22 protein-coding genes are annotated in these 21,660 nt (G+C 68.3%); 13 read left to right on the top strand and 9 right to left on the bottom strand.

The window, feature by feature from the left end; all coding sequences use genetic code 11:
* Positions 1-66: 66 nt before the first annotated feature.
* Positions 67-2,304 (bottom strand): bifunctional diguanylate cyclase/phosphodiesterase, encoded by a 2,238-nt coding sequence (locus tag HQ325_RS11550; RefSeq protein ID WP_222629616.1) that lies wholly within the window; start codon positions 2,302-2,304, stop codon positions 67-69.
* 222 nt (positions 2,305-2,526) lie between these two features.
* On the opposite strand from HQ325_RS11550, the gene HQ325_RS11545 reads away from it, so the two are divergent.
* A complete protein-coding gene (locus HQ325_RS11545) occupies positions 2,527-3,132 on the top strand; it encodes a TetR/AcrR family transcriptional regulator (protein ID WP_051613430.1) in 606 nt (201 codons plus the stop codon).
* A complete protein-coding gene (locus tag HQ325_RS11540; RefSeq protein ID WP_222629613.1) occupies positions 3,129-4,337 on the top strand; it encodes an acetyl-CoA C-acetyltransferase in 1,209 nt (402 codons plus the stop codon). The genes HQ325_RS11545 and HQ325_RS11540 overlap by 4 nt, the downstream gene beginning before the upstream one ends.
* Before the next feature lie 32 nt (positions 4,338-4,369).
* On the opposite strand, the gene HQ325_RS11535 is transcribed toward HQ325_RS11540, so the two are convergent.
* Positions 4,370-5,557 carry an AAA family ATPase gene (locus HQ325_RS11535; RefSeq protein ID WP_222629610.1) on the bottom strand — a complete coding sequence of 396 codons (1,188 nt, stop codon included), beginning with the start codon at positions 5,555-5,557 and terminating at the stop codon, positions 4,370-4,372.
* A 242-nt stretch (positions 5,558-5,799) separates the two neighbouring features.
* Here HQ325_RS11535 and HQ325_RS11530 point away from each other — a divergent pair, with 242 nt between their 5' ends.
* Complete coding sequence (locus HQ325_RS11530; RefSeq protein ID WP_222629608.1) at positions 5,800-6,276, top strand: alpha-isopropylmalate synthase regulatory domain-containing protein; 477 nt, start codon at positions 5,800-5,802, stop codon at positions 6,274-6,276.
* 18 nt (positions 6,277-6,294) lie between these two features.
* On the opposite strand, the gene HQ325_RS11525 is transcribed toward HQ325_RS11530, so the two are convergent.
* On the bottom strand, positions 6,295-6,774 hold the full coding sequence (locus HQ325_RS11525; RefSeq protein WP_308014507.1) for a MarR family transcriptional regulator: 480 nt from the start codon (positions 6,772-6,774) through the stop codon (positions 6,295-6,297).
* Positions 6,775-6,829: 55 nt separating this feature from the next.
* Here HQ325_RS11525 and HQ325_RS11520 point away from each other — a divergent pair, with 55 nt between their 5' ends.
* The gene (locus HQ325_RS11520) at positions 6,830-7,705 is read left to right on the top strand and encodes an alpha/beta fold hydrolase (RefSeq protein ID WP_222629606.1); all 876 of its coding nucleotides are present in this window, start codon (positions 6,830-6,832) and stop codon (positions 7,703-7,705) included.
* A 23-nt stretch (positions 7,706-7,728) separates the two neighbouring features.
* On the opposite strand, the gene HQ325_RS11515 is transcribed toward HQ325_RS11520, so the two are convergent.
* Positions 7,729-8,325, bottom strand: a complete 597-nt coding sequence (locus HQ325_RS11515; protein ID WP_222629603.1) for a hypothetical protein — start codon at positions 8,323-8,325, stop codon at positions 7,729-7,731.
* 215 nt (positions 8,326-8,540) lie between these two features.
* Here HQ325_RS11515 and HQ325_RS11510 point away from each other — a divergent pair, with 215 nt between their 5' ends.
* From HQ325_RS11510 to HQ325_RS11500, 3 genes are read left to right on the top strand one after another with little or no spacing between them, the layout of a single operon-like run.
* Positions 8,541-9,422, top strand: a complete 882-nt coding sequence (locus HQ325_RS11510) for a metal-dependent hydrolase (protein WP_222629601.1) — start codon at positions 8,541-8,543, stop codon at positions 9,420-9,422.
* The gene (locus tag HQ325_RS11505; protein ID WP_222629599.1) at positions 9,419-10,495 is read left to right on the top strand and encodes a PDR/VanB family oxidoreductase; all 1,077 of its coding nucleotides are present in this window, start codon (positions 9,419-9,421) and stop codon (positions 10,493-10,495) included. The genes HQ325_RS11510 and HQ325_RS11505 overlap by 4 nt, the downstream gene beginning before the upstream one ends.
* Positions 10,496-10,535: 40 nt before the next feature.
* Positions 10,536-11,462, top strand: a complete 927-nt coding sequence (locus tag HQ325_RS11500; RefSeq protein WP_222629597.1) for an alpha/beta fold hydrolase — start codon at positions 10,536-10,538, stop codon at positions 11,460-11,462.
* On the opposite strand, the gene HQ325_RS11495 is transcribed toward HQ325_RS11500, so the two are convergent.
* Together HQ325_RS11495 and HQ325_RS11490 are read right to left on the bottom strand one after the other, a co-directional pair.
* Positions 11,444-11,824: a YchJ family metal-binding protein gene (locus HQ325_RS11495; RefSeq protein ID WP_222629595.1), complete on the bottom strand. Its 381-nt coding sequence runs from the start codon at positions 11,822-11,824 to the stop codon at positions 11,444-11,446. The genes HQ325_RS11500 and HQ325_RS11495 overlap by 19 nt on opposite strands.
* Before the next feature lie 11 nt (positions 11,825-11,835).
* On the bottom strand, positions 11,836-12,435 hold the full coding sequence (locus HQ325_RS11490; protein ID WP_222629592.1) for a TetR/AcrR family transcriptional regulator: 600 nt from the start codon (positions 12,433-12,435) through the stop codon (positions 11,836-11,838).
* A 63-nt stretch (positions 12,436-12,498) separates the two neighbouring features.
* On the opposite strand from HQ325_RS11490, the gene HQ325_RS11485 reads away from it, so the two are divergent.
* Positions 12,499-13,074 carry a hypothetical protein gene (locus HQ325_RS11485; RefSeq protein WP_027506061.1) on the top strand — a complete coding sequence of 192 codons (576 nt, stop codon included), beginning with the start codon at positions 12,499-12,501 and terminating at the stop codon, positions 13,072-13,074.
* Here the strand turns inward: HQ325_RS11485 and HQ325_RS11480 are convergent.
* Positions 13,046-14,035: a malate dehydrogenase gene (locus HQ325_RS11480; protein WP_222629589.1), complete on the bottom strand. Its 990-nt coding sequence runs from the start codon at positions 14,033-14,035 to the stop codon at positions 13,046-13,048. The two genes, HQ325_RS11485 and HQ325_RS11480, sit on opposite strands and share 29 nt — an antisense overlap.
* A gap of 188 nt (positions 14,036-14,223) precedes the next feature.
* Between HQ325_RS11480 and HQ325_RS11475 the strand changes: the two genes are divergently transcribed.
* Together HQ325_RS11475 and HQ325_RS11470 are read left to right on the top strand one after the other, a co-directional pair.
* A complete protein-coding gene (locus tag HQ325_RS11475) occupies positions 14,224-14,922 on the top strand; it encodes a FadR/GntR family transcriptional regulator (protein WP_222629587.1) in 699 nt (232 codons plus the stop codon).
* Between the two features lie 286 nt (positions 14,923-15,208).
* The gene (locus tag HQ325_RS11470) at positions 15,209-16,642 is read left to right on the top strand and encodes a stealth family protein (protein WP_374107231.1); all 1,434 of its coding nucleotides are present in this window, start codon (positions 15,209-15,211) and stop codon (positions 16,640-16,642) included.
* Between the two features lie 12 nt (positions 16,643-16,654).
* Here the strand turns inward: HQ325_RS11470 and HQ325_RS11465 are convergent, their stop codons facing one another.
* Positions 16,655-17,575: a phosphodiesterase gene (locus HQ325_RS11465; RefSeq protein ID WP_222629583.1), complete on the bottom strand. Its 921-nt coding sequence runs from the start codon at positions 17,573-17,575 to the stop codon at positions 16,655-16,657.
* Positions 17,576-17,723: 148 nt separating this feature from the next.
* Here HQ325_RS11465 and HQ325_RS11460 point away from each other — a divergent pair, with 148 nt between their 5' ends.
* Positions 17,724-17,933, top strand: coding sequence for a heavy-metal-associated domain-containing protein (locus tag HQ325_RS11460; protein ID WP_222629581.1), 210 nt, complete (start codon positions 17,724-17,726; stop codon positions 17,931-17,933).
* Complete coding sequence (locus HQ325_RS11455) at positions 17,930-20,164, top strand: heavy metal translocating P-type ATPase (protein WP_308014509.1); 2,235 nt, start codon at positions 17,930-17,932, stop codon at positions 20,162-20,164. The genes HQ325_RS11460 and HQ325_RS11455 overlap by 4 nt, the downstream gene beginning before the upstream one ends.
* Before the next feature lies 1 nt (position 20,165).
* Here HQ325_RS11455 and HQ325_RS11450 read toward each other — a convergent pair whose 3' ends face one another.
* Positions 20,166-20,576, bottom strand: a complete 411-nt coding sequence (locus tag HQ325_RS11450) for a DoxX family protein (RefSeq protein WP_222629579.1) — start codon at positions 20,574-20,576, stop codon at positions 20,166-20,168.
* Between the two features lie 91 nt (positions 20,577-20,667).
* Here HQ325_RS11450 and HQ325_RS11445 point away from each other — a divergent pair, with 91 nt between their 5' ends.
* Positions 20,668-21,648 carry a sigma-70 family RNA polymerase sigma factor gene (locus HQ325_RS11445; protein ID WP_222629578.1) on the top strand — a complete coding sequence of 327 codons (981 nt, stop codon included), beginning with the start codon at positions 20,668-20,670 and terminating at the stop codon, positions 21,646-21,648.
* The last annotated feature ends 12 nt before the right edge of the window (positions 21,649-21,660 follow it).

Raw genomic sequence — 21,660 nt, 5'->3', positions numbered from 1 at the left:
GAGGGGGTGGTGCGAGTCGACTCGGGCCTCAGGTTACAAAGAACGCGCGGCCGTCGGTGCGCTGGGTCACACGGCGGCGGCCACCGAGGAGTTCACGGCCTTCACCGTGCGCACGACGTCCCCCGCAGGGACCGGGCGTGCGATGTGGAACCCCTGCACCGCGTCGCATCCGAGTCCGCGCAGCACGTCGAGGGTGTGTTGGTCCTCGACGCCCTCCGCCACGATGTGCAGACCCATGCTGTGCGCGAGAGCGATGGTGGACCGGACGATCGCGAGGTTGGCTGCATCCGACGCCAGCGAGGTGACGAAGGAGCGGTCCATCTTGAGCTGCTGCACCGGAAGCGACGCCAGGTAGGTCAGGGAGCTGTACCCCGTGCCGAAATCGTCGATGGACAGCGAGACCCCCTGTACCCGAAGCGCTTCGAGTGTGTCGATGGAACGCTCGGGGTCGGTCATCGCGGACGACTCGGTGACCTCGAAGACGACGGCGTGTCCGGGGAGACCGTGGTCGTCCAGCGCAGTCCGCACTCGGGACGCCAGGGAGGAATCGACGAGATCACGGACGGAGAGATTGATCGCCACGTCGATGTCCAGCCCCGCCAGGCGCCAGCGTCGGCAGGCGGCCATCGCGGTGTCGATGACGAACGAGGTGACCGCCGGAAGCATCCCGGTCTGCTCCGCACTCGGCAGGAACGCGGCGGGCGGCAGCAGTCCCTCGCGCGGATGCCTCCACCGCAGAAGGGCTTCCATACCCGACACGGCTGCGGTGTGCAGGTCGAGGCGGGGCTGGAAGAACACCTCGAGTTCGCCGCCCGCGATGGCGGCCTCCAATTCGCCCATCCGGCGGAGCTGATCGATCCTGTCGATGTCCATCGTGTGGTCGTAGACGGCCAATCGCGGTTGCCGTGACTTGGCGGCCACCACGGCGGCATAGGCCCGCTGCACCAGTTCCTCTGCTCGCGGATGCGGCGTGTCCGACGACAGTGCCACGGCCACAGTACTTTCGAGTGTCAGCTTCATGTCCCGCACCTCGAGCGGGGACCCGACCGCGCGTTGCGCAGCGACGGCGACCGCGACGGCGTCGTGCCTGTCGACGGGACCCGGTAGGACGATGGCGAACTCGTCGCCTCCGAGTCGTCCCACCGTGGCCGCCGTGTCCACCGTGTCGACGAGGCGGCGGCCGATCTCGGTGAGTACCTGGTCCCCCACCGCGTATCCGAAGGTCTGGTTGATGTCGGAGAACCGGTTGAGATCCACCAGCACCAGGGCGACGCCGTCGCGGCCGTCGGGGCCGAGTATCTCGTGCAGCCGACGGCCGAGCCTGCCGCGATTGGCGAGCCCGGTGACCGAATCCGTGTCCGCCGCGACGCGCAACGCCCGCGACTGCCGTTGCAGCAGTGTGAGAAACGAGGTCATCCGCACAGCGCCGAGCACGACGATGATCGAGGCGGCCACCACCACCGCGGGCCCCCAGCGGGTGACCGGTGTACCCCGGATCAATTCGATGCTCATCACGACCGGTGTCATGGCCACGGCCGAGGTCAGCAGGGCCAATCGAGTCATGCCCGTCTGCGCACGACTGATGGTGCGGACGCGCGGGCGCTCGTCACGGCGCAACGCCGCGGCACCGAACAGGACGTAGGACGCGAGCCAGCAGACATTCAGAACCCTGGATGCCGCGGGCCCGTCCTCGACCACCACGTACGACGCGTAGTCGGCGACGACCATCAGAGCCGTTGCCGCGCCCAGGAGCCAGTGCGTGGTGGAACCGGCCCGTCGCTTCAGTACGACGAACACGAGCAGCACCAGGAGAAAGACGTCGACGTCGGTGTAGAAGATGCCCAGCCACGTGCCGGCGTCGGGCACTCGGTCGCCGGTGGGACCCGCCACGACCACCCACGAGGCCAGCCCGACCCCGGCGGTCATGATCGCGGCTTCGAGAATGTCGGCCGGGCTCAGCATCTGCGTTCCCGTACTGCGGACCGAGAGCAGCGCCACGACGATGAGCATGTACCCCAGGACATAGGCCGCGTCGGCCACGGAGGGAACGGGAACACCGCCGTCCGAGTTCTCCATCACGGCGACCACGATGTCGCCGACGACCCAGAAGCCCAACGCCGTCGCGACGATCCACCACGAATGGGTGCTCACCTTGCGGTGCGCGCGAATTCCCACCGGAATGGACGCCACCGCACCCACGGCGATGACGCAGTACAGAACGCTCGACACCACGCCGGGCGGAAGGACCGCGTAGACGGTGATCGCGAGCGCGCCGAGCACGAGAAACCGGGTCGGCGAGGACATCGAGACCATGCTGCCTCTCTCGTGACCCCGACCGACATGGACTGAATGAATGTACCGCCGCCGACCGGCGCGCATCGCGAGAACACCGCGAAGAGAGCGCGATCACCAAGTGAATGGCCACTAACCGAATACGGTAAACTGGCTGCTCTCGACCGACGACAGGGGGAGGCCCGAGTGGTGAACCGTATCGCGGCGGGCTCCTCGCCCACCGAGCGTTCGCGGATGAAGGCCGAGCGCCGCAGTGCACTGGTCGACGCCGCCGCCGTCCTCGTCGCGGAGCGCGGGTACCACGGACTGCGGCTCGAGGATCTCGGCGCGGCGGTGGGTATCAGTGGTCCCGCCGTGTATCGCCACTTCCCCAACAAGGAAGCTGTCCTCGTCGAACTACTGGTGGGAATCTCGGAGTACCTCCACGCCGGCGGGGAAGAGGTGCTGGCCCGACGGTCGGCACCGCTGCCGACGCTGCACGAACTTGTCGCGTTCCACCTCGACTTCGCCATGACCTCGCCGCGCCTCATCGAGATCCAGTTCCGCGATCTCGCGAACCTGCCGACCGACGCCCAGCGTTCGGTGCGCTCGCTGCAGCGCCGCTACGTCGAGATCTGGGTCCGCACCCTGCGGGAACTGGACTCTGACTGCTCCGAGGACGACGCTCGCGTCCAGGCTCACGCGGCGTTCGGTCTGCTCAACTCCACTCCGCAGTCGATGGGCCGCGTGCCCGCGTCGCTGCTACGACACCGTTTGTCCACCATGGCTCTGACCGCTCTGGGGATCGACCCCGCCGCATCCACCATCACATCTGCCCCCACCAGTGAGGAAACAGCATGACCGCATCTTCCGGCACCACGTCCGTCATCGTGGCCGGTGCCCGCACTCCCATCGGCCGGCTGCTCGGATCGCTGTCGACCCTCTCCGGCTCGGACCTCGGCGGCGTCGCCATCGCCGGCGCCCTGGAGAAGGCCGGCATCAGCGGTGACCAGGTCCAGTACGTCGTCATGGGCCAGGTCCTCACGGCCGGCGCGGGCCAGATTCCCGCACGCCAGGCCGCCCACGCCGGCGGCATCCCCCTCAGCGTTCCTGCCCTGACCATCAACAAGGTGTGTCTGTCCGGTGTCGACGCCATCGCCCTCGCCGACCAGATGATCCGCGCCGGCGAGTTCGACATCGTCGTCGCCGGCGGCCAGGAATCGATGTCCCTCGCCCCGCACATGCTCGAGAAGAGCCGCAGCGGATTCAAGTACGGCGACGTCACGATGAAGGACCACATGGCCTATGACGGCCTGTACGACATCTTCACCGACCAGGCCATGGGCGCCCTCACCGAGGACCGCAACGCCGACACCCGCTTCGTCACCCGCGAGGAGCAGGACGCGTTCGCCGCTGCCTCCCACCAGCGCGCCGCCGCAGCCTGGAAGAACGGTGTCTTCGACGACGAGGTCGTACCCGTCGGCATCCCGCAGCGCAAGGGCGACCCCGTCGTCGTCACCAGCGACGAGGGCATCCGTGCCGACACCACGGCCGAGAGCCTCGCCAAGCTCCGCCCGTCGTTCGACAGGAACGGCACCATCACCGCCGGCTCCGCCTCGCAGATCTCCGACGGCGCCGCCGCCGTCGTCGTGATGAGCCGCGCCAAGGCCGAGGAGCTCGGACTGACCTGGCTCGCCGAGATCGGCGCCCACGGCGTCGTCGCCGGACCCGACTCCTCGCTGCAGTCCCAGCCCGCCAACGCCATCGCCACCGCCTGCGCCAAGGAGGGCATCGCCCCGACCGACCTCGACCTCGTCGAGATCAACGAGGCGTTCGCCGCCGTCGGTATCGTCTCCACCCGCGAACTCGGCATCGACCCCGAGAAGGTCAACGTCAACGGCGGCGCCATCGCCATCGGTCACCCCCTCGGCGCGTCCGGCGCCCGCATCGCCCTGCACCTCGCACTGGAGCTGCAGCGACGCGGCGGCGGAGTCGGCGCTGCAGCACTGTGCGGTGGCGGTGGACAGGGCGACGCCCTCATCCTGCGAGTTCCCGCAGCCGAGTAGCCGATTCCGGAACTGGTGCGCAGGCCGATGCGCTAGTCGGCCTGCGCCCTCAGGTAGCGGCCGAAGTGGGGGACGGTGAAGCCGATCGACCCGCGCTCCGCGGAGTAGATCAGTCCCTTCTTGATCAGCCCGTCGCGTGCGGGGGACAGTGACGCCGGTTTCCGTCCGAGTTCCACGGCGATCTTCGACGTGGAGACGGGACCGTCGTCGCCGGACAGGTCGGCCATCGCTCGCATGTACTCGCGTTCGGCGGGAGTTGCTCTCTCGTAACGGGATCCGAAGAAACCGACGGCCAGCTCGTCCTCGGCTGTCGGTGCCGCGACCCGCACGTCGTCGACCGTGATCGGGCTGTCCGCAGCCAGGTCCCACGTCGCCTTGCCGTACGCCTGGACGAAGTAGGGGTACCCGTCCGCGGCCTCGTACAGCGCGTCCAGTGCCTCGCTCGTGTACTCGACGTCCTCGCGCTCGGCCGGTGCGATGAGCGCACGGTCCGCCGAAGCGCGGTCCAGCCGGTCGATACGGTGGTAGCTGAACAATCGCTCCGAGTAGCTCTTCGAGGCGGACAGCACCGCCGGGAGGTGAGGCAGGCCGGCGCCGACGACGATCAGCGGAGCCGCGTCCTGGCTCAGTTCGTGGCACGCGCCGCAGATCGCGGAGATGTCCTCCGCCGCGAGGTCCTGCATCTCGTCGATGAAGAGGGCGATACCGACGCCGACGTCCCGAGCCAACGACGCGGCGTCGAGCAGCAGTTCGACCAGGTCGATCTCGATGTCGCCGGTGTCCGCGCGTCCCTTGAGAGCGGGCGCGTCGATGCCGGGCTGCCACTTGTCCCGCATGCCCTTGTCGGCGGACGCACGGAGAGCGAAGGACTTCAGCACTCCGAGGAACTGGTCCACGCGTTCGGGATCGCGATGCGCCACCGCGATCTCCCGCACTGCCATGTGCAGCGCCGACGACAGCGGTCGCCGCAGGTCCTGGTCGGGGCGGGCCTCGATCTTCCCGGTTCCCCACTTCCGCGAGATCGCCGCCGATCGCAGGTGGTTCAGCAGCACCGTCTTGCCGACGCCGCGCAACCCGGTGAGCACGACACTGCGTTCGGGCCGACCGCGCGCGATGCGCTCGAGCACCACGTCGAACGCGTCGAGTTGCTTGGACCTGCCGGCGAGTTCGGGTGGCCGCTGGCCGGCGCCGGGTGCGTACGGATTGCGAACGGGGTCCATGGCGTGACGGTAGCAACGTCGGTAGCGTTCTCTGCCCTTCTCTAGCGCGTGTCCTAGAACGGAACAGAGAACCATCGAGAACCGAGCCCTTGCCTGTGACGCCGCGACGCAGCTACTCTCGTGACATGTCGCGCATTCTCGTCGTAGTTCACCGCAGCGGGGTCTGATCTCGGACCGACCCCCCGCTGCGGGTCGAACGAGCGCCCGTCGGTCCTTCCTCTTCCCGGAAAGACCCCAGCGACATGAGCACCAGCGCACATTCCTTCACCGAACACTTCTCGCACAGTTCCGCTGCCATTCACGCCTCGTCGGCTCTGCCGCACGGGTTGCGCGCGGAGGCTGACGGCATGTCCTTCGCGGAGTTCGTCCACACCTACTCGCCCAACTCCGGCCCCATCCGGCTCGGTTCCGCAGAGTGCGCGCCGAAGGGTGCGGGCAGGTTCGAGTTCACGGCCACCCTCGCCATAGGCGACACCATCCGCAGCTCGTCGATCGTCTGCCACGGGCCGGCGGAGGCCATGACGTCGATGCTCTACGACGCCGGCGTCAACCTCGAGATCCTGTCGTTCCACCAGCAGATCACCGAGACGGGATACGTCACCTACATCCGCGGACAGCAGGATCACCGCACCGCGTGGGCCATGGGGACGGGCTCGGATCGCACCGAGTCGACCGCCAAAGCCCTTGTCGCTGCCGCGAATCGGATGCAGAACCAGTAGTCGGTCGACACACCGGTCTCACGAGCCCGGCGCAGTCGATCTGATGGCGGCCAGCATCGCCGACTGATACCGGCGGATGGTTGCTCGGTCGTCGTCCGACAACTCGGAAAGTTGCGTGGCAGCCCTGAGAATCAACGGGCCGAAGAACTCCGAGCCCAGTCGCTGAGCCTTGTCGGTGACCCTCAGGGCCACCTTGCGGCGATCACCGACGACCGACTTCCGTTCGACGTGGCCGGCGAGTTCGAGCCTGTCGACGAGTGCCGTCGCGGTCGCCGAGGTGATACCCAGCTGCGTCCGCAGCCACGACGGAGTAGCCGTTCGACCGGCGCGAGCAGCATCGAGGAGAACGATCAACGCGCGCACGTCGGTGCTGTGCATACGGTGCTTCTCGGCAAATCCCGCACCCAGCAGGTCGAGCTCGACGACGAGCGCACGCAGGCCGTGCACCAGGTCCATGACCTCCGTGTCCACCGAGGGGGTTGCGTCGACGTCGTCCACGGCACCAGTATGTCACCTATCGTATTACTCGACCATCGAGACAACGAGGTGCTGCATGACCGATGCGATGCAGACGTTCCGTCGATCGCCCGAGGGGCAGGAGTTCGATGCGGCCTACGACCGCGTGCTCGGCACGTGGCCGACGGGAACGACCACCACGATGGTGCCGACACGATTCGGCGACACCCATGTCACCTCGGCCGGTCCCACCGACGGCCGCCCTGTCGTACTGCTCCCTGGATCCGGAGCGACCTCGATGGCCTGGACCGGTCAGGCGACCGAGCTGCGTCGTCACCACCGAGTGGTCGCGGTGGACATTCTCGGCGACGTGGGTCGGTCGGTCCCGACGGGTGAACCGGTGACGAACGTCGACGACCTCATGCTGTGGCTGGACGACGTGTTCGCCGGGTCGGCACTGCGGCGACCGTCGATTCTCGCTCACTCGTACGGCGCGATGATCGCTCTGGCGTTCGCTCTCCGTCGGCCGGCCGACGTCGACCGCCTCGTCCTGCTCGATCCGAATTCGTGCTTCACCGGCATGCGCGCCGCCTACCTGGCACACGCGTTACCGCTCCTGCTGCGACCGTCGGAAGAGCGACAGCGACGATTCACGGCGTGGGAGACAGGCGGCGCAGTTCTCGACGCCGACCTGTCCCGACTGTCCGAACTCGGAGCAGCCCATCACCCTCGTCGTCGGCCCATCGTTCCGAGGCGGCCGAGTTCTTCGGCGCTGCGCTCGCTCCAGGCGACCACGACGGTCGTTCTCGCCGGGTCCAGCCGGATTCACGACAGTGCTGCGGTGCGAGATCGCATCCAGAAGAACTGGCCGTCGATCAGTACCCGAATCCTCGACGGCGCCACCCATCACACGTTCCCGGACTCACCGAGAGCAGAACTCGGCGTCGCGATTCACGACGCTCTGACGAGGTAGCGACAGCCGTCGGCACACGTCCGTCAGGACAGGAATCGCGCGATCGCGTCGTCCCACTCCCGGTCCCGACGACGGTCGTAGACGCGGGCGAAGACGCTGCGCACGATCACGAGCACGATCGCCACCAGCGCGAGAAGCGCTGCGGCGCCGAAGATGCTGACCACCACGACGTCGACCCCGGTGGGCGGGGGTGCGATGCGACGACCGTCCGCGTCGACGGTGATGGTCACCTCGGTACCCGACGGACTCTGCGCCGCAACAGGAACCGACCCGACGTGCTTCACGCCGTCGGAGGACCAGGTCGCGGGAGCCAACACGGTGGGAGTGACCGCCGCGAATTCGTCCGACGCCACCGGCGCCACGGAGTCCGCGGTGGTCGTGGCGAGCACCGACGAGGACGACGTCACGGCGTCGGCCGCCATGGTCTGCTGATCGTGGTAGAGGCTGACGCCCATCACGGCGACGAACGGGACGGCGAGCAGGAACAGCGTCACGAGAAGACGGTGCAGTCGAGCCTCCGCGCGGTCGACGCCTCGAACGAGCGGATTGCGCGGTGTGCGCGCCACGGGCCGCCGAGTGTGGTCGGTCCCGCGCTCCGCCCTCTTGGAATTGTCCGCCATCGTCTCGTGTCCTGCCTGCGTCACGGACCCCGTGCGCCGTGACGGCGGCGGGTGTCCTGCGTGTCCGACCTTCTGTCCAGCGTCCGCGCAGCGTGTGACCTCGGCAAGGTCGTTCGCGTCACGTCACATGTGTTCTCGCTTACCCGAGGTGCTTTACTGTTACCAGTTGTCATACTAAGATTTGTGTGAACGACGCCACACCGGAAGGACCCGACATGACCGCCGATGCCGACAATCTCGTGTTGCAGGCGCGCGACGTGCACTTCGACTGGGACGACCTGCCGATGCACTGGATCCCGGGTGAGCCGTTCTCCACACACGCGCTCAACGTGCTGCACCTGCTCCTCCCCGCCGGGGAGGAATGGTTCGTCGAGACGTTCCGACAGGCGCTCCCGTTCATCGAGGACGAGAAGCTCCGCGAGGACGTCATCGGGTTCATCGGCCAGGAGGCCATGCACTCGTCGGCGCACTCCGGTGTCCTCGAGCACCTGCAGCGCAGCGGACTCGATCCGACGCCGTTCACCGACCAGATGAACTGGGTCTTCGGCAAGGTCATCGGCCCTCGACCCATCACCAGCAGCCGCGAGAAGAACTACCTCGTCGAGCGCCTGGCGATCATCGCGGCCATCGAGCACATCACCGCGTTTCTCGGCGACTGGGTGCTGAACGCCGAGGGGCTCGACCGGGCCAACATCCACCCGACCATGCTCGACCTGCTGCGATGGCACGGGTCCGAGGAGGTCGAGCACCGCTCTGTCGCCTACGAGACGATGCGCTACTTCGATCGCCGCGAGGTCCGACGCCTTCGCACCCAGGCTCTCGCGGCACCGCTGCTGGTCTACCTGTGGATCCGCGGAACCCGCTTCCTCATGCAGAACGATCCGCTTCTCGCCGACGGACCGGCGTCCCGGCGCCGTCCCACGCCACTCGCCTGGCGCCGCGCTGCGAAGAAGGGCACCGTTCCCGGGCCGATCGATCTCGGCCTGCGGCTCTCGCGCTACTTCCGTCGCAGCTACCACCCCAGCCAGGAGGGCTCGACGGCGCAGGCCGTCGCCTATCTGGCCTCCTCGCCCGCGGCCCGGGCAGCGTCGCGATGATCGATGCACCACGCGACCTCCGCGGACGGCCTCGTGGCGACCGGGCCCTCGGCCTGATCGGCCTGGTCGTCGGCAACTACCTCGGTGCGATGTCGCGTGTCCCCTACGACCCTCGGGTGGCCCTGCGTCCCCCGGACACGGCGGCCACACTGACGGTCGCGAGTGTCACGCCGGTGACCAGCGACGGCGATGTCGCGCAGATCGATCTCGTCGACGCGGGCGGATCGTCCCTGCCGGCCTGGCAGCCGGGCTGCCACATCGACGTGCACCTGGAGGGTGACGCGACGTCGGGACCGCTCCGGCGGCAGTACTCGCTGTGCGGCGACCCCGCCGACACGACGCGGTACCGCATCGCCGTCCGACGCATCGGCACCGTCTCAGAGCGGATGCACGCCCTGCGCCCCGGCGACACGGTGACGGTGCGCGGTCCCCGCAACGCCTTCCTGTTCGCGCAGGAACGCTCGGTGCACTTCGTCGCCGGCGGCATCGGCATCACCCCGATCCTGCCGATGGTCCGCGCCGCTCGCGATCTCGGCCTGGACTGGACCTTCGTCTACTGCGGACGCTCCCGCGAGAGCATGCCCTTTCTCGACGAGATCGAGAGCTGGAATTCGCCGCGCGTCGCCGTCCGCACCGACGTCGAGGACGGACTGCCCACTGCCACGGACCTTCTGGGTCCGGCCGCCCGTGGCGGCGCGGTGTACTGCTGCGGACCGACGCCGATGCTGACCACCGTGCGCACGTCGTTCGCGGGCTGCGGCGCGTCTGCTCTGCACTTCGAACGTTTCGGGGCCCCACCCGTGGTGGGCGGTCGGCCGTTCACGGTCACTCTCGCGAGAAGCGGTCGCACGCTGACAGTTCCCGCCGACAGGTCTGCACTGTCCGTCATCGTGGACGAGGACCCGACCGTCGCGTACTCCTGTCGTCAGGGCTTCTGCGGCACCTGCAAGGTGCGTGTCCTCGCGGGGACGCCCGAGCACCGCGAGACTCGACTGAGTCCCACCGAGCAGCAGGAACACATGCTGCCGTGCGTGTCTCGGGCAGACTCCGACCACCTCACGCTCGACGTCTGATGTCCTTCCACACCCCACGTCCACCGATTCCGGAGCGTCCATGACCGTCACCCGCCCGTTCGAGTCCGAGCGCTCCACCGTGCGGAACGGTGACGTCGAGCTCGCCGTGTACACCGCCGGCGTGTCCGACGGCCCCACTCTCGTGCTGGTGCACGGGTGGCCGGACAACCACACCCTCTGGAACCACGTCGTCGGACTTCTCGCCGACCGCTACCGCGTCGTCACCTACGACTCACGCGGCGCCGGTGACTCCACGGTCCCCGCACGGACCCGCGGGTACCGACTCGACGCGATGGCCTCCGATCTGCGAGCGGTGATCGACGCGGTCAGTCCCGACGCCCCGGTCCACGTGCTCGGTCACGACTGGGGCGCGGTGGAGGCCTGGGAGCTCGTCGCCGAAGCCGATGCGCCGCTCCGCATCTCGTCCTACACGTCCGTGTCGGGACCCAACCTCGACCACCTCGCACTGTGGGCCCGCTCGCGACTCCGTAGGCCCACACCGCGCAACCTGGCACAGGTGTTCGCTCAGACGCGAGCGTCCTGGTACACGGTCACCTTCCACGTCCCGCCGTTGGCGCGATTGCGGATGTACCGCATGAAGCGCAAGGGCTGGACCCAGTTCATCGGCGAGTTCTCCGACGTCCCCGCCGCGATGGTGGAGGAGTCACCGACACTTCTCGACGACGCGTGGAACGGCCTGCGCATCTATCGAGCAAATCTTCTGCCGCGCTTCACCTCTCCGCGGCGTCGCTACGTCACCGTGCCCGTGCATCTGATCGTCAACACCCGTGACGCGGCGGTGCGTCCGTTCCACTACGAGGACACGCCGCGCTGGGTGGCCGACCTGTCGCGTACCGATCTCGATGCAGGACACTGGTCGCCGCTGTCGCATCCGTGGGACATCGCGCGCATCACGTCCGAGTTCGTCGACGGCATCGAGTCGCGGCGTCAGACCGCGTCGACGTAGACCCAGGCTCCCTCGCAGCGGGAGAACGTGCTGTTCTCCCGCTGCGAACCCGGTCGCCGCGCACCCGCGTCACGGAAGTGAGCCACGAACTCGACCGTGCCCGTGGTGTGCAGCATGCCGCCTCCGGTCGTGCCCAGGATCTCCAGCCCGGTCCACCGGCGGCGGTCGTCGAGGTCGAGCGCCGACGGTCGAGTACCGGGATGCCATGTGCGCAGCAGATACTCGGCGTCGAGCACCGTGAAGGCGGTGTACCGGGAGCGCATGAGCCGCTCGGCGGTCGGCGCACCGATCCGTTCCTCGAGCAAGGGTCCACAGCACTCGGACATCGGTAGGGGAGTGCCGCACGGGCAGGTGTCGGGCATGGCTGTAGAGCCTACGACCCTCGCAGCGAGTCGAGATGTGCCGCCAGCTCCGCCTCGGCCCACGCGCGGTTCTCGTCGTGTGGCGCGTGGACCAGGTGCAGCGCGAGCCCGTCCAGGAATGCATGAAGTCGACGCGCCTCGTCGGGTACCCGGTCGGACAGTGCCGCGTAGTCGGTGTCGTTCTCGGCGAGTAGGTTCACCAGTCGCCTGCACCCCGCGGCCAGGTACTGGTGCGCCCGGTCGTAGGCGACGCGCATCGCGGCGTTCGTGAAGGCGAGAGCGCCCAGCGACATCTGCACCTCCATCTCGAGGCGACTCTCGTCGGTGAGCGGCAGCAACTCTCGCAGGCTCGCCTCGCAGTACTCGCGGGGTGACAGCTGCGGGTCGATGCGCTCCAGGCGTTCGACGACGCGTTCGGCTGCATGTTCGAGGCAGAACGCTCGCAGGTCGTCCTGCGTGGGAAAGGAGCGACGGAGGGAGGCCGTCGCCAGCCCGGCCTCCTCGGCCACGTTGCGCACCGACAGATCGAGCAGGCCGTCTCGACCGATGATGCGCCAGGCGGCGTCGGCGACGTCACGTCGCCGCTGGTCGTGATCGATCAGTTTCGGCACTCCCAGAATGTACACAGTCGTGCTACTTTGTTGTGAACACGATCGTACCAACAAGGAGCGCTCATGGTTCTGGCAGTCATCGTCGCGTGCGAGATCGGATTCTGGGTGGCCATCGCCGCCGGCCTCACGCTCCGGTACGGCGCACGGCGCCCTCGTGCCGGTGCCGTGGTTCTGGCCTGCGCCCCGGTCGTCGATCTCGTCCTGCTCTGCGCCACCGTCATCGACCTCCGGTCGGGCAGTACCGCCACGTGGCATCACGCGCTGGCCGCTGCCTACATCGGCTTCTCGATCGCGTACGGACACCGCATGATCCGCTGGGCAGACGTGCGAGTCGCTCACCACTTCCGCGGCGGGCCCGCGCCGGTTCGTCTCCACGGCGCTGCCTATGCGAGAGCGTGCTGGGCGGACGTGGTCAGAACCCTGATCGCCGTGGCCGTCACCGTCGGGCTGCTCGCCGGCCTCGTCGCGCTGGTCGGGTCTCCCGAGCGAACCGAGGCGCTGACGGCCTTCATGCCCGTGCCCCTCGTCGTGCTCGCCGTCGACGTCGTCGCCGCGATCACCTACACGGTGTGGCCACGACAGCCACGACGGCGGGACATGGACGGTCGAGTCAGTTCGGCAGCATCCCGAGTCTCGTGACAGCCTCGCGCTCGGCCTGCAGTTCCGCGACGGATGCGTCGATACGGCGCCGGGAGAACTCGCCGATCTCGAGGCCCTCCACGATCTGCCAGGCGCCGCCGGAGGACCGCACGGGGAACGAGGACACCAGGCCCTCGGGCACGCCGTACGCGCCCGTCGACGGGAATGCGACGGACGTCCAGTCCTCGGCGGGAGTGCCCAGGACCCAGTCGCGCACATGATCGATGGTGGCGTTCGCCGCGGAGGCAGCGGACGACGCACCGCGCGCCTCGATGATCGCGGTACCGCGGCGCGCCACCGTCGGCACGAAGACGTCCTCGAGCCAGGCGGTGTCCGCGGCGAACTCGGCTCCCGACCGGTCACCGACCCGCGCGTGGAAGATGTCCGGGTACTGCGTGGCGGAATGGTTGCCCCAGATGCTGACCCGCGAGATCTCACCCACCGGGACGTCCGCACGGGCGGACAGTTGCGCGACGGCGCGGTTGTGATCGAGCCGGGTCAGCGCGGTGAACCTATCTGCGGGGATGCTGGGTGCGTGCGCCGCGGCGATGGCCGCGTTGGTGTTGGCGGGATTTCCCACGACCACCACCCGGATGTCGGATGCGGCGCCCGCCTCGAGAGCGGCGCCCTGCGGCCCGAAGATCGACCCGTTGGCCTCGAGCAGGTCGGCGCGCTCCATCCCCGCGGTGCGAGGGCGAGCGCCGATCAGCAGTGCGACGTTCGCGCCGTCGAACGCGTCGACCGGATCGTCGTGAATTTCCACCGACCGCAGCAGGGGGAACGCGCTGTCGTGCAGTTCCATGGCCGTGCCCTCGGCTGCGCGCAGTGCCGGCGGGATCTCGAGAAGCCGCAGCGTGACGGACGTGTCCGGACCGAGCATCGCACCCGATGCGATGCGGAACAGTGCCGCGTAGCCGATGCTGCCGGCCGCGCCTGTGACGGTGACGATGCTGTGCGCCATGTGAACTCCTTCGTTCCCCTCGACCGTAGATCCGGCAGTCGACCGAGTGCACGGATGTGTGTCGGACTGCACCCGATCACCGTTCCATCGGGCTCTCTCTCGCTCTCTAGCGATGCGACTAGAAACATAAATATCGTCCTGTGCACGTCCGATTTGCCTGACCACCATTCCTCGTTCACAGTGACGCCATGACCCTGTCGGACAGTTGGGCCAGCAAACAGGCCACGGTGACGCGCGTGGGGGCGGCCGAGGCCGTCCTGCGCGAGCTGCGTTCGGCGATCGAGAGCGGCGAACTCGAGGTCGGCACCAAGCTCCCGTCCGAGGCCGCTCTCGCGACGCGCTTCGGCGTCAGCCGGTCGGTGGTCCGCGAGGCACTGCGCTCGACCACGGCTCTCGGACTGACGGAGACGCACACCGGCAAGGGAACGTTCGTCCTGGCGAAAACCGTCGAGACCGACAGAGTCTTCGGCAACCATTCCGTCGATTCCCTGCGCGAGGCCCGCCCGCACATCGAGATTCCTGCCGCCGCACTCGCTGCCGAACGGCGGACGCAGGAGCAGATGGACGCGATCCGCAGCCTGTTGAATCGGATGATCGCCGAGAACGATCCCAAGGAGTGGGTCCGTCTCGACGCGGAGTTCCATCTGCTCATCGCGACCGCGAGCGGCAACGACGTCTTCGCCGCCGTCATCACCGAGATCCGCGAGGCCCTGTCGCAGCAGTCCGAGATGGTGAACCTGCTGCCCGACCGTCGGCACCGGTCCAACGTCGAGCACGAGAGCATCGTCGACGCCATCGATTCCGGGTCCGGCGAGGCCGCGTCCGAGGCGATGAGCCGACACCTGACGCACGTGCAGGACGCACTCGGCCAGCTCCGCGGCCGATGACTCCCGTGGTCCGGACCCGCCCTCGGCATCACTTAGAATGAGCAGGTCACAGCGCCGTACAGGCTCGCCCACCAGCACGTCGGGAAGGTCCACCATCACACAGCCGCCAGCCCTGCAGAACGTCGAGACGCCCGATGTCTACCTCGTCCCGCCCGACAGCGGCGAGATCGAACGGGCGCGCGTCGCGTCCGCGGCGTCCCGACATCGGTTGACCGAGCGCTCCGACATCGTGTGGGTCAAGGACAAGTTCGCACTGTCCATCACCACCACGACGCCCCACGAGGCGATGGTGGAGGACCTCTTGTTCGTCCGTGATGTGCTGGACGCGACCGCAATCGAGTACCTGCTCGTCCGCGGCAACGACGAGCGGCCCGTCATCGCCATCGACAGGCACGACAGGCCGACGTTGCGCGATGCCCTGGTCGCGGCCTGCGCGGACGAGCCGTTCTACTCCAAGCCGATGGACGTCAAGGGATCCCCGGCACTGCTCATCGCGGACGGACTCCTGGCGTCGGCCACGCAGGCGCGGATCTTCCGGTTGTTCCGCCCTCGTGCGCACCGCCCGAGCGGGCTCTTCTACGGATCCGGCAAGGGCATCCAGATCGAACTGTGGGAGTTCTCGGACGACACGATCGTTCTCCCCGTCGAGAACTCGCTGACCCGACGCACCATCCGTCAGGACGAGGCGGTTCGTGGCACGGTCGAGCGCTTCGGCCGACACTGGCCGACCATCGAGAACATGTTCGCCGACCACGCGTCGGACATCGACTTCGACATCGACCTGATCTTCTCCTGGGTCGACGGCACCGACGTGGAGTGGCAGGCGGAACGCGCGGCGATGCTGCGTGAGGTCGTCGTGGGCGAGGGCGACGATCACGAGGCCCGCTTTCGCCAGATCGACGAACTCAAGTACGCACTGCGCTCGGTACACCTGTACGCGCCGTGGATCCGGCGCATCTTCGTCGTCACCGACTCACCGAAGCCGGGGTGGCTCGACGACCATCCCGACGTCACGTTCGTGCGCAGCGAGGAGTTCTTCACCGACACCTCCGTGCTGCCCACCTACAACTCGCAGGCCGTGGAATGCCAGCTCCACCACATCGACGGTCTCGCCGAGCACTTCCTGTACTCGAACGACGACATGTTCTTCGGCCGCCCGGTCGGTCCCCAGATGTTCTTCTCACCCGGCGGCATCAGCATGTTCGTCGAGGCGGGAACCCGGATCGGACTGGGCTCCAACGACGAGCAGCGCAGCGGATTCGAGAACGCCGCGCGGGTCAACCGTCGCCTGCTCCACGACCGATTCGGTCGCATCACCACGCGCCACCTCGAGCACGCTCCCGTGCCGCTCCGGCGCAGTGTGATGTTCGAGCTCGAGAAGGAGTTCCCCGACGAGTTCGCGGCCACGGCCGCCAGTCGGTTCCGCGCGAGCTCCAACATCTCGGTGACCAACTCGCTGTACCACTACTACGCCCTGCTCACCGGCCGCGCCGTGGTGCAGACACAGGCCTCGGTCAAGTACGTCGACACGACGATGCGCAGTGGACTGCGGGACATGGACCGCCTGCTCGCGAAGCGGTCGATGGACTTCTTCTGCCTCAACGACGGCAGCTTCCCCGAGATCGACGCCGACGAGCGCGCAGCGGCGGTGACGACGTTCCTGAGCACCTACTTCCCGGTGCCGGCGCCCTGGGAACAGGCCGTTACACCAGCCGGCTGATCGCCACAGCTTCTACTGCCGGCTGATCGCCTTCTGGGGAGCGTCGGCGATGACGACGCCGGCATCGTGCAGGCGCTGGGCGGCCTCGTCGGCAGACACGTAGGTGCCGACGGTGTCGCCCGTCCCGATGGGCACCACCGAGTGGACCACCGTGTCCTGGTACAGATGCACCAGGTTGTAGGCCTGCGCCCCGTCGCGCCCGCGTTGCGCACCCACCGGGACGTTGAGGTCCTGGGTGTAGCAGGTGGCCGACGCCACCGACACCGGGATTCCGGCGAAGGTCGCGGACGTGGAGTAGTGCAGGTGGCCCGCGAGGATCGCCCGTACGTCGCTGCCCGCGAGCACCTCCGCGAGCGAGTCCTGGTCGCGGAGTTCCACCAACACCGCGAGATCCTGCACGCAGGGAACCGGCGGATGGTGCAGCGCGAGCACGGTGCCGTCCGGCGCGGGCACCGCGAGTTCTGCTGCGAGCCAACGTAACTGATCCGCGGAGATCTGGCCGTAGTGGTGGCCGGGGACGGTGGAGTCCAACGTGATGACCCGCAGTCCGCCGATGTCGTAGACCCGGTCCACGGGCTCGGTCGATCCGCGCTCGTCGAGCAGGCCGCGACGGAACGCCGCTCGGTCGTCGTGGTTGCCCATCGCCCAGATCACCTCGGACCCCAGGGCTGCGGCGACCGGATCGACCAGTGCGCGCAACGAGTCGTACGCGTCGGGCTCGCCCTTGTCCGCGAGATCACCCGTGAACACCAGAGCCTCCGGCCGGGCACCCGTCGCCTCGAGCTCCGCGAAGATCTGGCGAAGACGCGCCTCGCTGTCGACCGCGTCGTACAACTCGCCCGCGCCGACCAGGTGCGTGTCACTGATGTGCAGGAGGAAATGGTCCGGCCGTGGATGCTCGGCGGTGCGCCAGGTCTGCTCGACTGGCTCCATGAGTTCTCGCTTCCCAGTGCTCCCGGATCGGAGCTCGGCACCGTGTGTGGACCGGCCTCCGTCCACCCTAACCACAGGAGGTGACGCGCCGCCGAACGTCGGGCGACACGGGGTTGACCACATACCGTAGGGGGGTATGGTAGTTCTCATGACCACGAAGACCGTCACCGTCGTCGGAATGACCTGCCAACACTGCGTCGCAGCCGTGACGGAGGAGGTGAGCGCCCTACAGGGAGTCACCTCGGTGCGCGTCGATCTCGAGTCCGGACGCGTCGATGTCGAGTCCGACACACCCGTCGACGACGCTGCCCTCGCGGCCGCGGTGGACGAGGCCGGGTACGAGCTGGCTCAGCCGTGACCACCGGGGAGAAGTCCGCGAACATTCAGCTCGACATCGGCGGCATGACCTGCGCGTCGTGCGCCAACCGCATCGAGAAGAAGCTCAACCGCCTCGACGGTGTGACCGCGACGGTCAACTACGCCACCGAGAAGGCGAGCATCGCCACGGACGCGACCGTCGATACCGGGGACCTCATCGGCACCGTCGAGAAGGCCGGCTACACCGCGACCGTGCACGAACCCCACCGACCGGCCGGCCCTCCCGCAGCCGAGTCCGATGCCGCCGCAGCCGAGTCCGATCCCCTTCGCACGCGTCTGCTCGTGTCGACGCTGCTGTCCGTTCCCGTCATCGCGATGGCGATGATCCCGCCGCTGCAGTTCGACAACTGGCAGTGGCTCTCGCTCACCCTCGCCGCGCCCGTCGTCGTGTGGGGCGGGCTGCCGTTCCACCGCGCCGCCTTCACCACCGCGCGGCACGGTGCGACCACCATGGACACCCTGGTGTCGGTGGGCACGCTCGCTGCCTTCGGCTGGTCGCTGTACGCGCTCTTCTTCGGCCACGCGGGCATGCCCGGCATGCGCCACGTCTTCGAGTTCACCGTCTCGCGTGGCGACGGCAGCGCGAACATCTATCTCGAGGCGGCGGCCGGCGTCACGACGTTCCTGCTCGCGGGTCGGTATCTGGAAGCGCGGTCCAAGCGCAGCGCCGGTGCCGCCCTGCGTGCGTTGCTCGAGGTCGGCTCCAGGAACGCGACCGTGCTGCGCAACGGCAGTGAGGTCAGTGTGCCCGCCGACGAACTCGTGGTCGGAGACCGCATCGTCGTCCGGCCGGGCGAGAAGATCGCCGCCGACGGCACCGTCGAGAGCGGCACGTCCGCCGTCGACGCCTCGATGATCTCCGGTGAGTCCATCCCCGTGGAGGTCGGTCCGGGCGCCACGGTCACGGGCGGGACCGTCAACGTGGGTGGCGCGCTCACCGTCGTCGCCGACCGCGTGGGCGCGGACACGCAGCTCGCGCGCATGGCCCGCATCGTGGAGGACGCGCAGAACGGCAAGGCCGAGGCGCAGCGCCTGGCCGACCGCATCTCGGGCGTCTTCGTTCCCGTCGTGATCGGTCTCGCCGTTGCCACCCTGCTGGGCTGGGTCCTCGTCAGCGGCAGCTGGTCCGCCGCGTTCACCGCATCCGTCGCGGTCCTCATCATCGCGTGCCCGTGCGCGCTGGGCCTGGCCACTCCGACAGCCCTGATGGTGGGCACCGGACGCGGCGCCCAACTCGGCGTCCTCATCAAGGGACCCGAGGTGCTCGAGCGCACCCGCCGCGTGAACACCATCGTGCTGGACAAGACGGGCACCATCACCAGCGGTGTCATGAGCGTGCAGTCCGTCGTGGGCGACGCTCGCGACGACGCGCTGCGGTTCGCCGCGGCGGCGGAGTCCGGTTCCGAGCACCCGGTCGCCCGCGCGATCGTCGACGCGTACCGGTCCGCGCACGGAGAGCCCGTCGCCGGCACCGACTTCACCACCACGGCGGGACGCGGTGTCACAGCGACGGTCGACGGCCACCGCGTGGTCGTGGGACGCCCCGGCCTGGTGGGCGGCGCACTGCCCAGTGCTCTGCAGACGGCCTTCGAGGACGCCGAGGCCACCGGGGCCACCGCGGTCGTCGTCGGGTGGGACGACGAGGCCCGCGCCGTCATCGCGGTCTCCGACACCGTGAAGGAGACGTCCGCGCAGGCGGTCTCGGAGCTCCGCGCACTGGGTCTCGACCCGATCATGCTCACCGGTGACAACGAGCCCGCAGCCCGCACGGTGGCCGCCTCGGTCGGTATCGACACCGTCATCGCCGGTGTGCTGCCGGAGCAGAAGGTGGACGCGATCCGCGAGCTGCAGGCGTCGGGCAAGGTCGTCGCCATGGTCGGTGACGGCGTCAACGATGCTGCGGCACTGGCGACGTCGGACCTCGGACTCTCGATGGGCACGGGCACCGACGTCGCGATCGAGGCCGGCGACCTCACGCTGGTGCGGGGAGATCTGCGCGTCGCGGTCGACGCGGTGCGCCTCTCGCGCGCGACCCTCCGCACCATCAAGGTCAATCTCTTCTGGGCCTTCGCCTACAACGTCGCGGCGATCCCGCTCGCGGCCGCCGGACTGCTCAACCCCATGCTGGCCGGTGCCGCGATGGCGCTGTCGTCGGTCTTCGTCGTCACCAACAGCCTGCGGCTCCGATCCTTCCGGTCCTCGGTGGTGTGACTCAGCCTACGAGCAGGGCTCGGACTCGGCCGTCACGCAGCCAGAGTCCGAGCCACGCGGCGATGCCGACGTAGATCGCGAAGAACACCGTGCTGACGAGTGGCTGGTCGGTGCGCCAGTTCGTGATCACCGCTCCACCGAGGTAGCCGGTCAACAGGACGGCACCCAGCGGCGCGGTCCGCGGAATCACGTACAGGGTCACGATCACGAGGCAGACGACGCCGATCTTCGGGGCCATGTCGACGGGGAGTCCGAGTTCGGCGGACGCGTCCTTCACGACGTCGAGGTTCAGCAGATGGATCACGGCGTCGAACAGCATGAAGACGACCACCAGCGCGCTGACGATCCATCCTGCTCGAACAGCTCCGCGGGACGGTGCGGTGGTGGTGGCGCGGGTGAGGTGTGTGGTCATGTGACTGTCGCCCGCGTACGCCACGGAAACGCATCACTAAGCCCCGAAATTTTCCTCGGCGAGTCGTCCCTGCGAGGACTATCCTCCTCGCATGACTGCGACGCAGGAGCTCGGCAACGACTTCATGACTCTCGCGGAACCGTACCGCCGCGAGCTCCTCGCGCACTGTTACCGCATGACCGGATCCATCCACGACGCGGAGGATCTGGTGCAGGACACCCTGGTCCGAGGGTGGAAGGGGTACGCCAACTTCAAGGGCGACTCGTCGCTGCGCACGTGGCTCTACCGCATCGCCACGAACACCTGCCTCACCTCGCTCGAGGGCCGCAAGCGCCGACCGATGCCGTCGGGGCTGGGTACGCCGTCGTCCGATCCGTCGGACGAGCTGGTCGAGCGCCACGAGATCGCGTGGCTCGAGCCGGCGCCGCCGTTCGGCGATCCGGTGGACGACGACCCGGCATCGCTGATCGGCTCGCGTGAATCGGTGCGGCTCGCGTTCGTGGCCGCGTTGCAGCATCTGTCCGCGCGGCAGCGAGCCGTCCTCGTACTCCGAGAGGTGTTGCAGTGGAGGGCATCCGAGGTAGCCGAACTGCTCGGCACCTCCACTGCTGCAGTCAACAGCCTGCTGCAACGTGCGCGCGGCCAGATCGAGGCGATCATGCCCGACGAGAACTCCGTGTCCGAGCCGGAGTCGCCGGAGACGCGAGAGTTGTTGCGACGCTACGTCGAGGGATTCGAGACGTACGACATCGACGGCATCGTGAAACTTTTCGCAGCAGAGGCGGTCTGGGAGATGCCGCCGTTCACCGGGTGGTACCGCGGCCCGGCCGACATCGGCGCCCTCATCTCGACGAAGTGCCCCGCGACCGGCCCCGAATCGATGCGGATGATGGCGACCACCGCCAACGGGCAGCCGGCCTTCGGCCTCTACATGCTCGGAGAGGACGGGGTGCACCGCCCGTTCCAGCTGCACGTCCTCGAGATCATCGACGCCCGCGTCGCGCACGTCGCGTGCTTCTTCGATGTCACGCTGTTCGATCGGTTCGGCCTGCCTCCGGTGTACCCGGGCTGAGCCCGGGCCACC

Origin of the sequence: Rhodococcus sp. BP-349 (assembly GCF_019835845.1) — a bacterium.
Classification (GTDB): Bacteria; Actinomycetota; Actinomycetes; order Mycobacteriales; family Mycobacteriaceae; genus Rhodococcoides.
The sequence above is the reverse complement of the archived record's forward strand: the minus strand, read 5'-3'. Positions and strand labels throughout refer to the sequence as shown.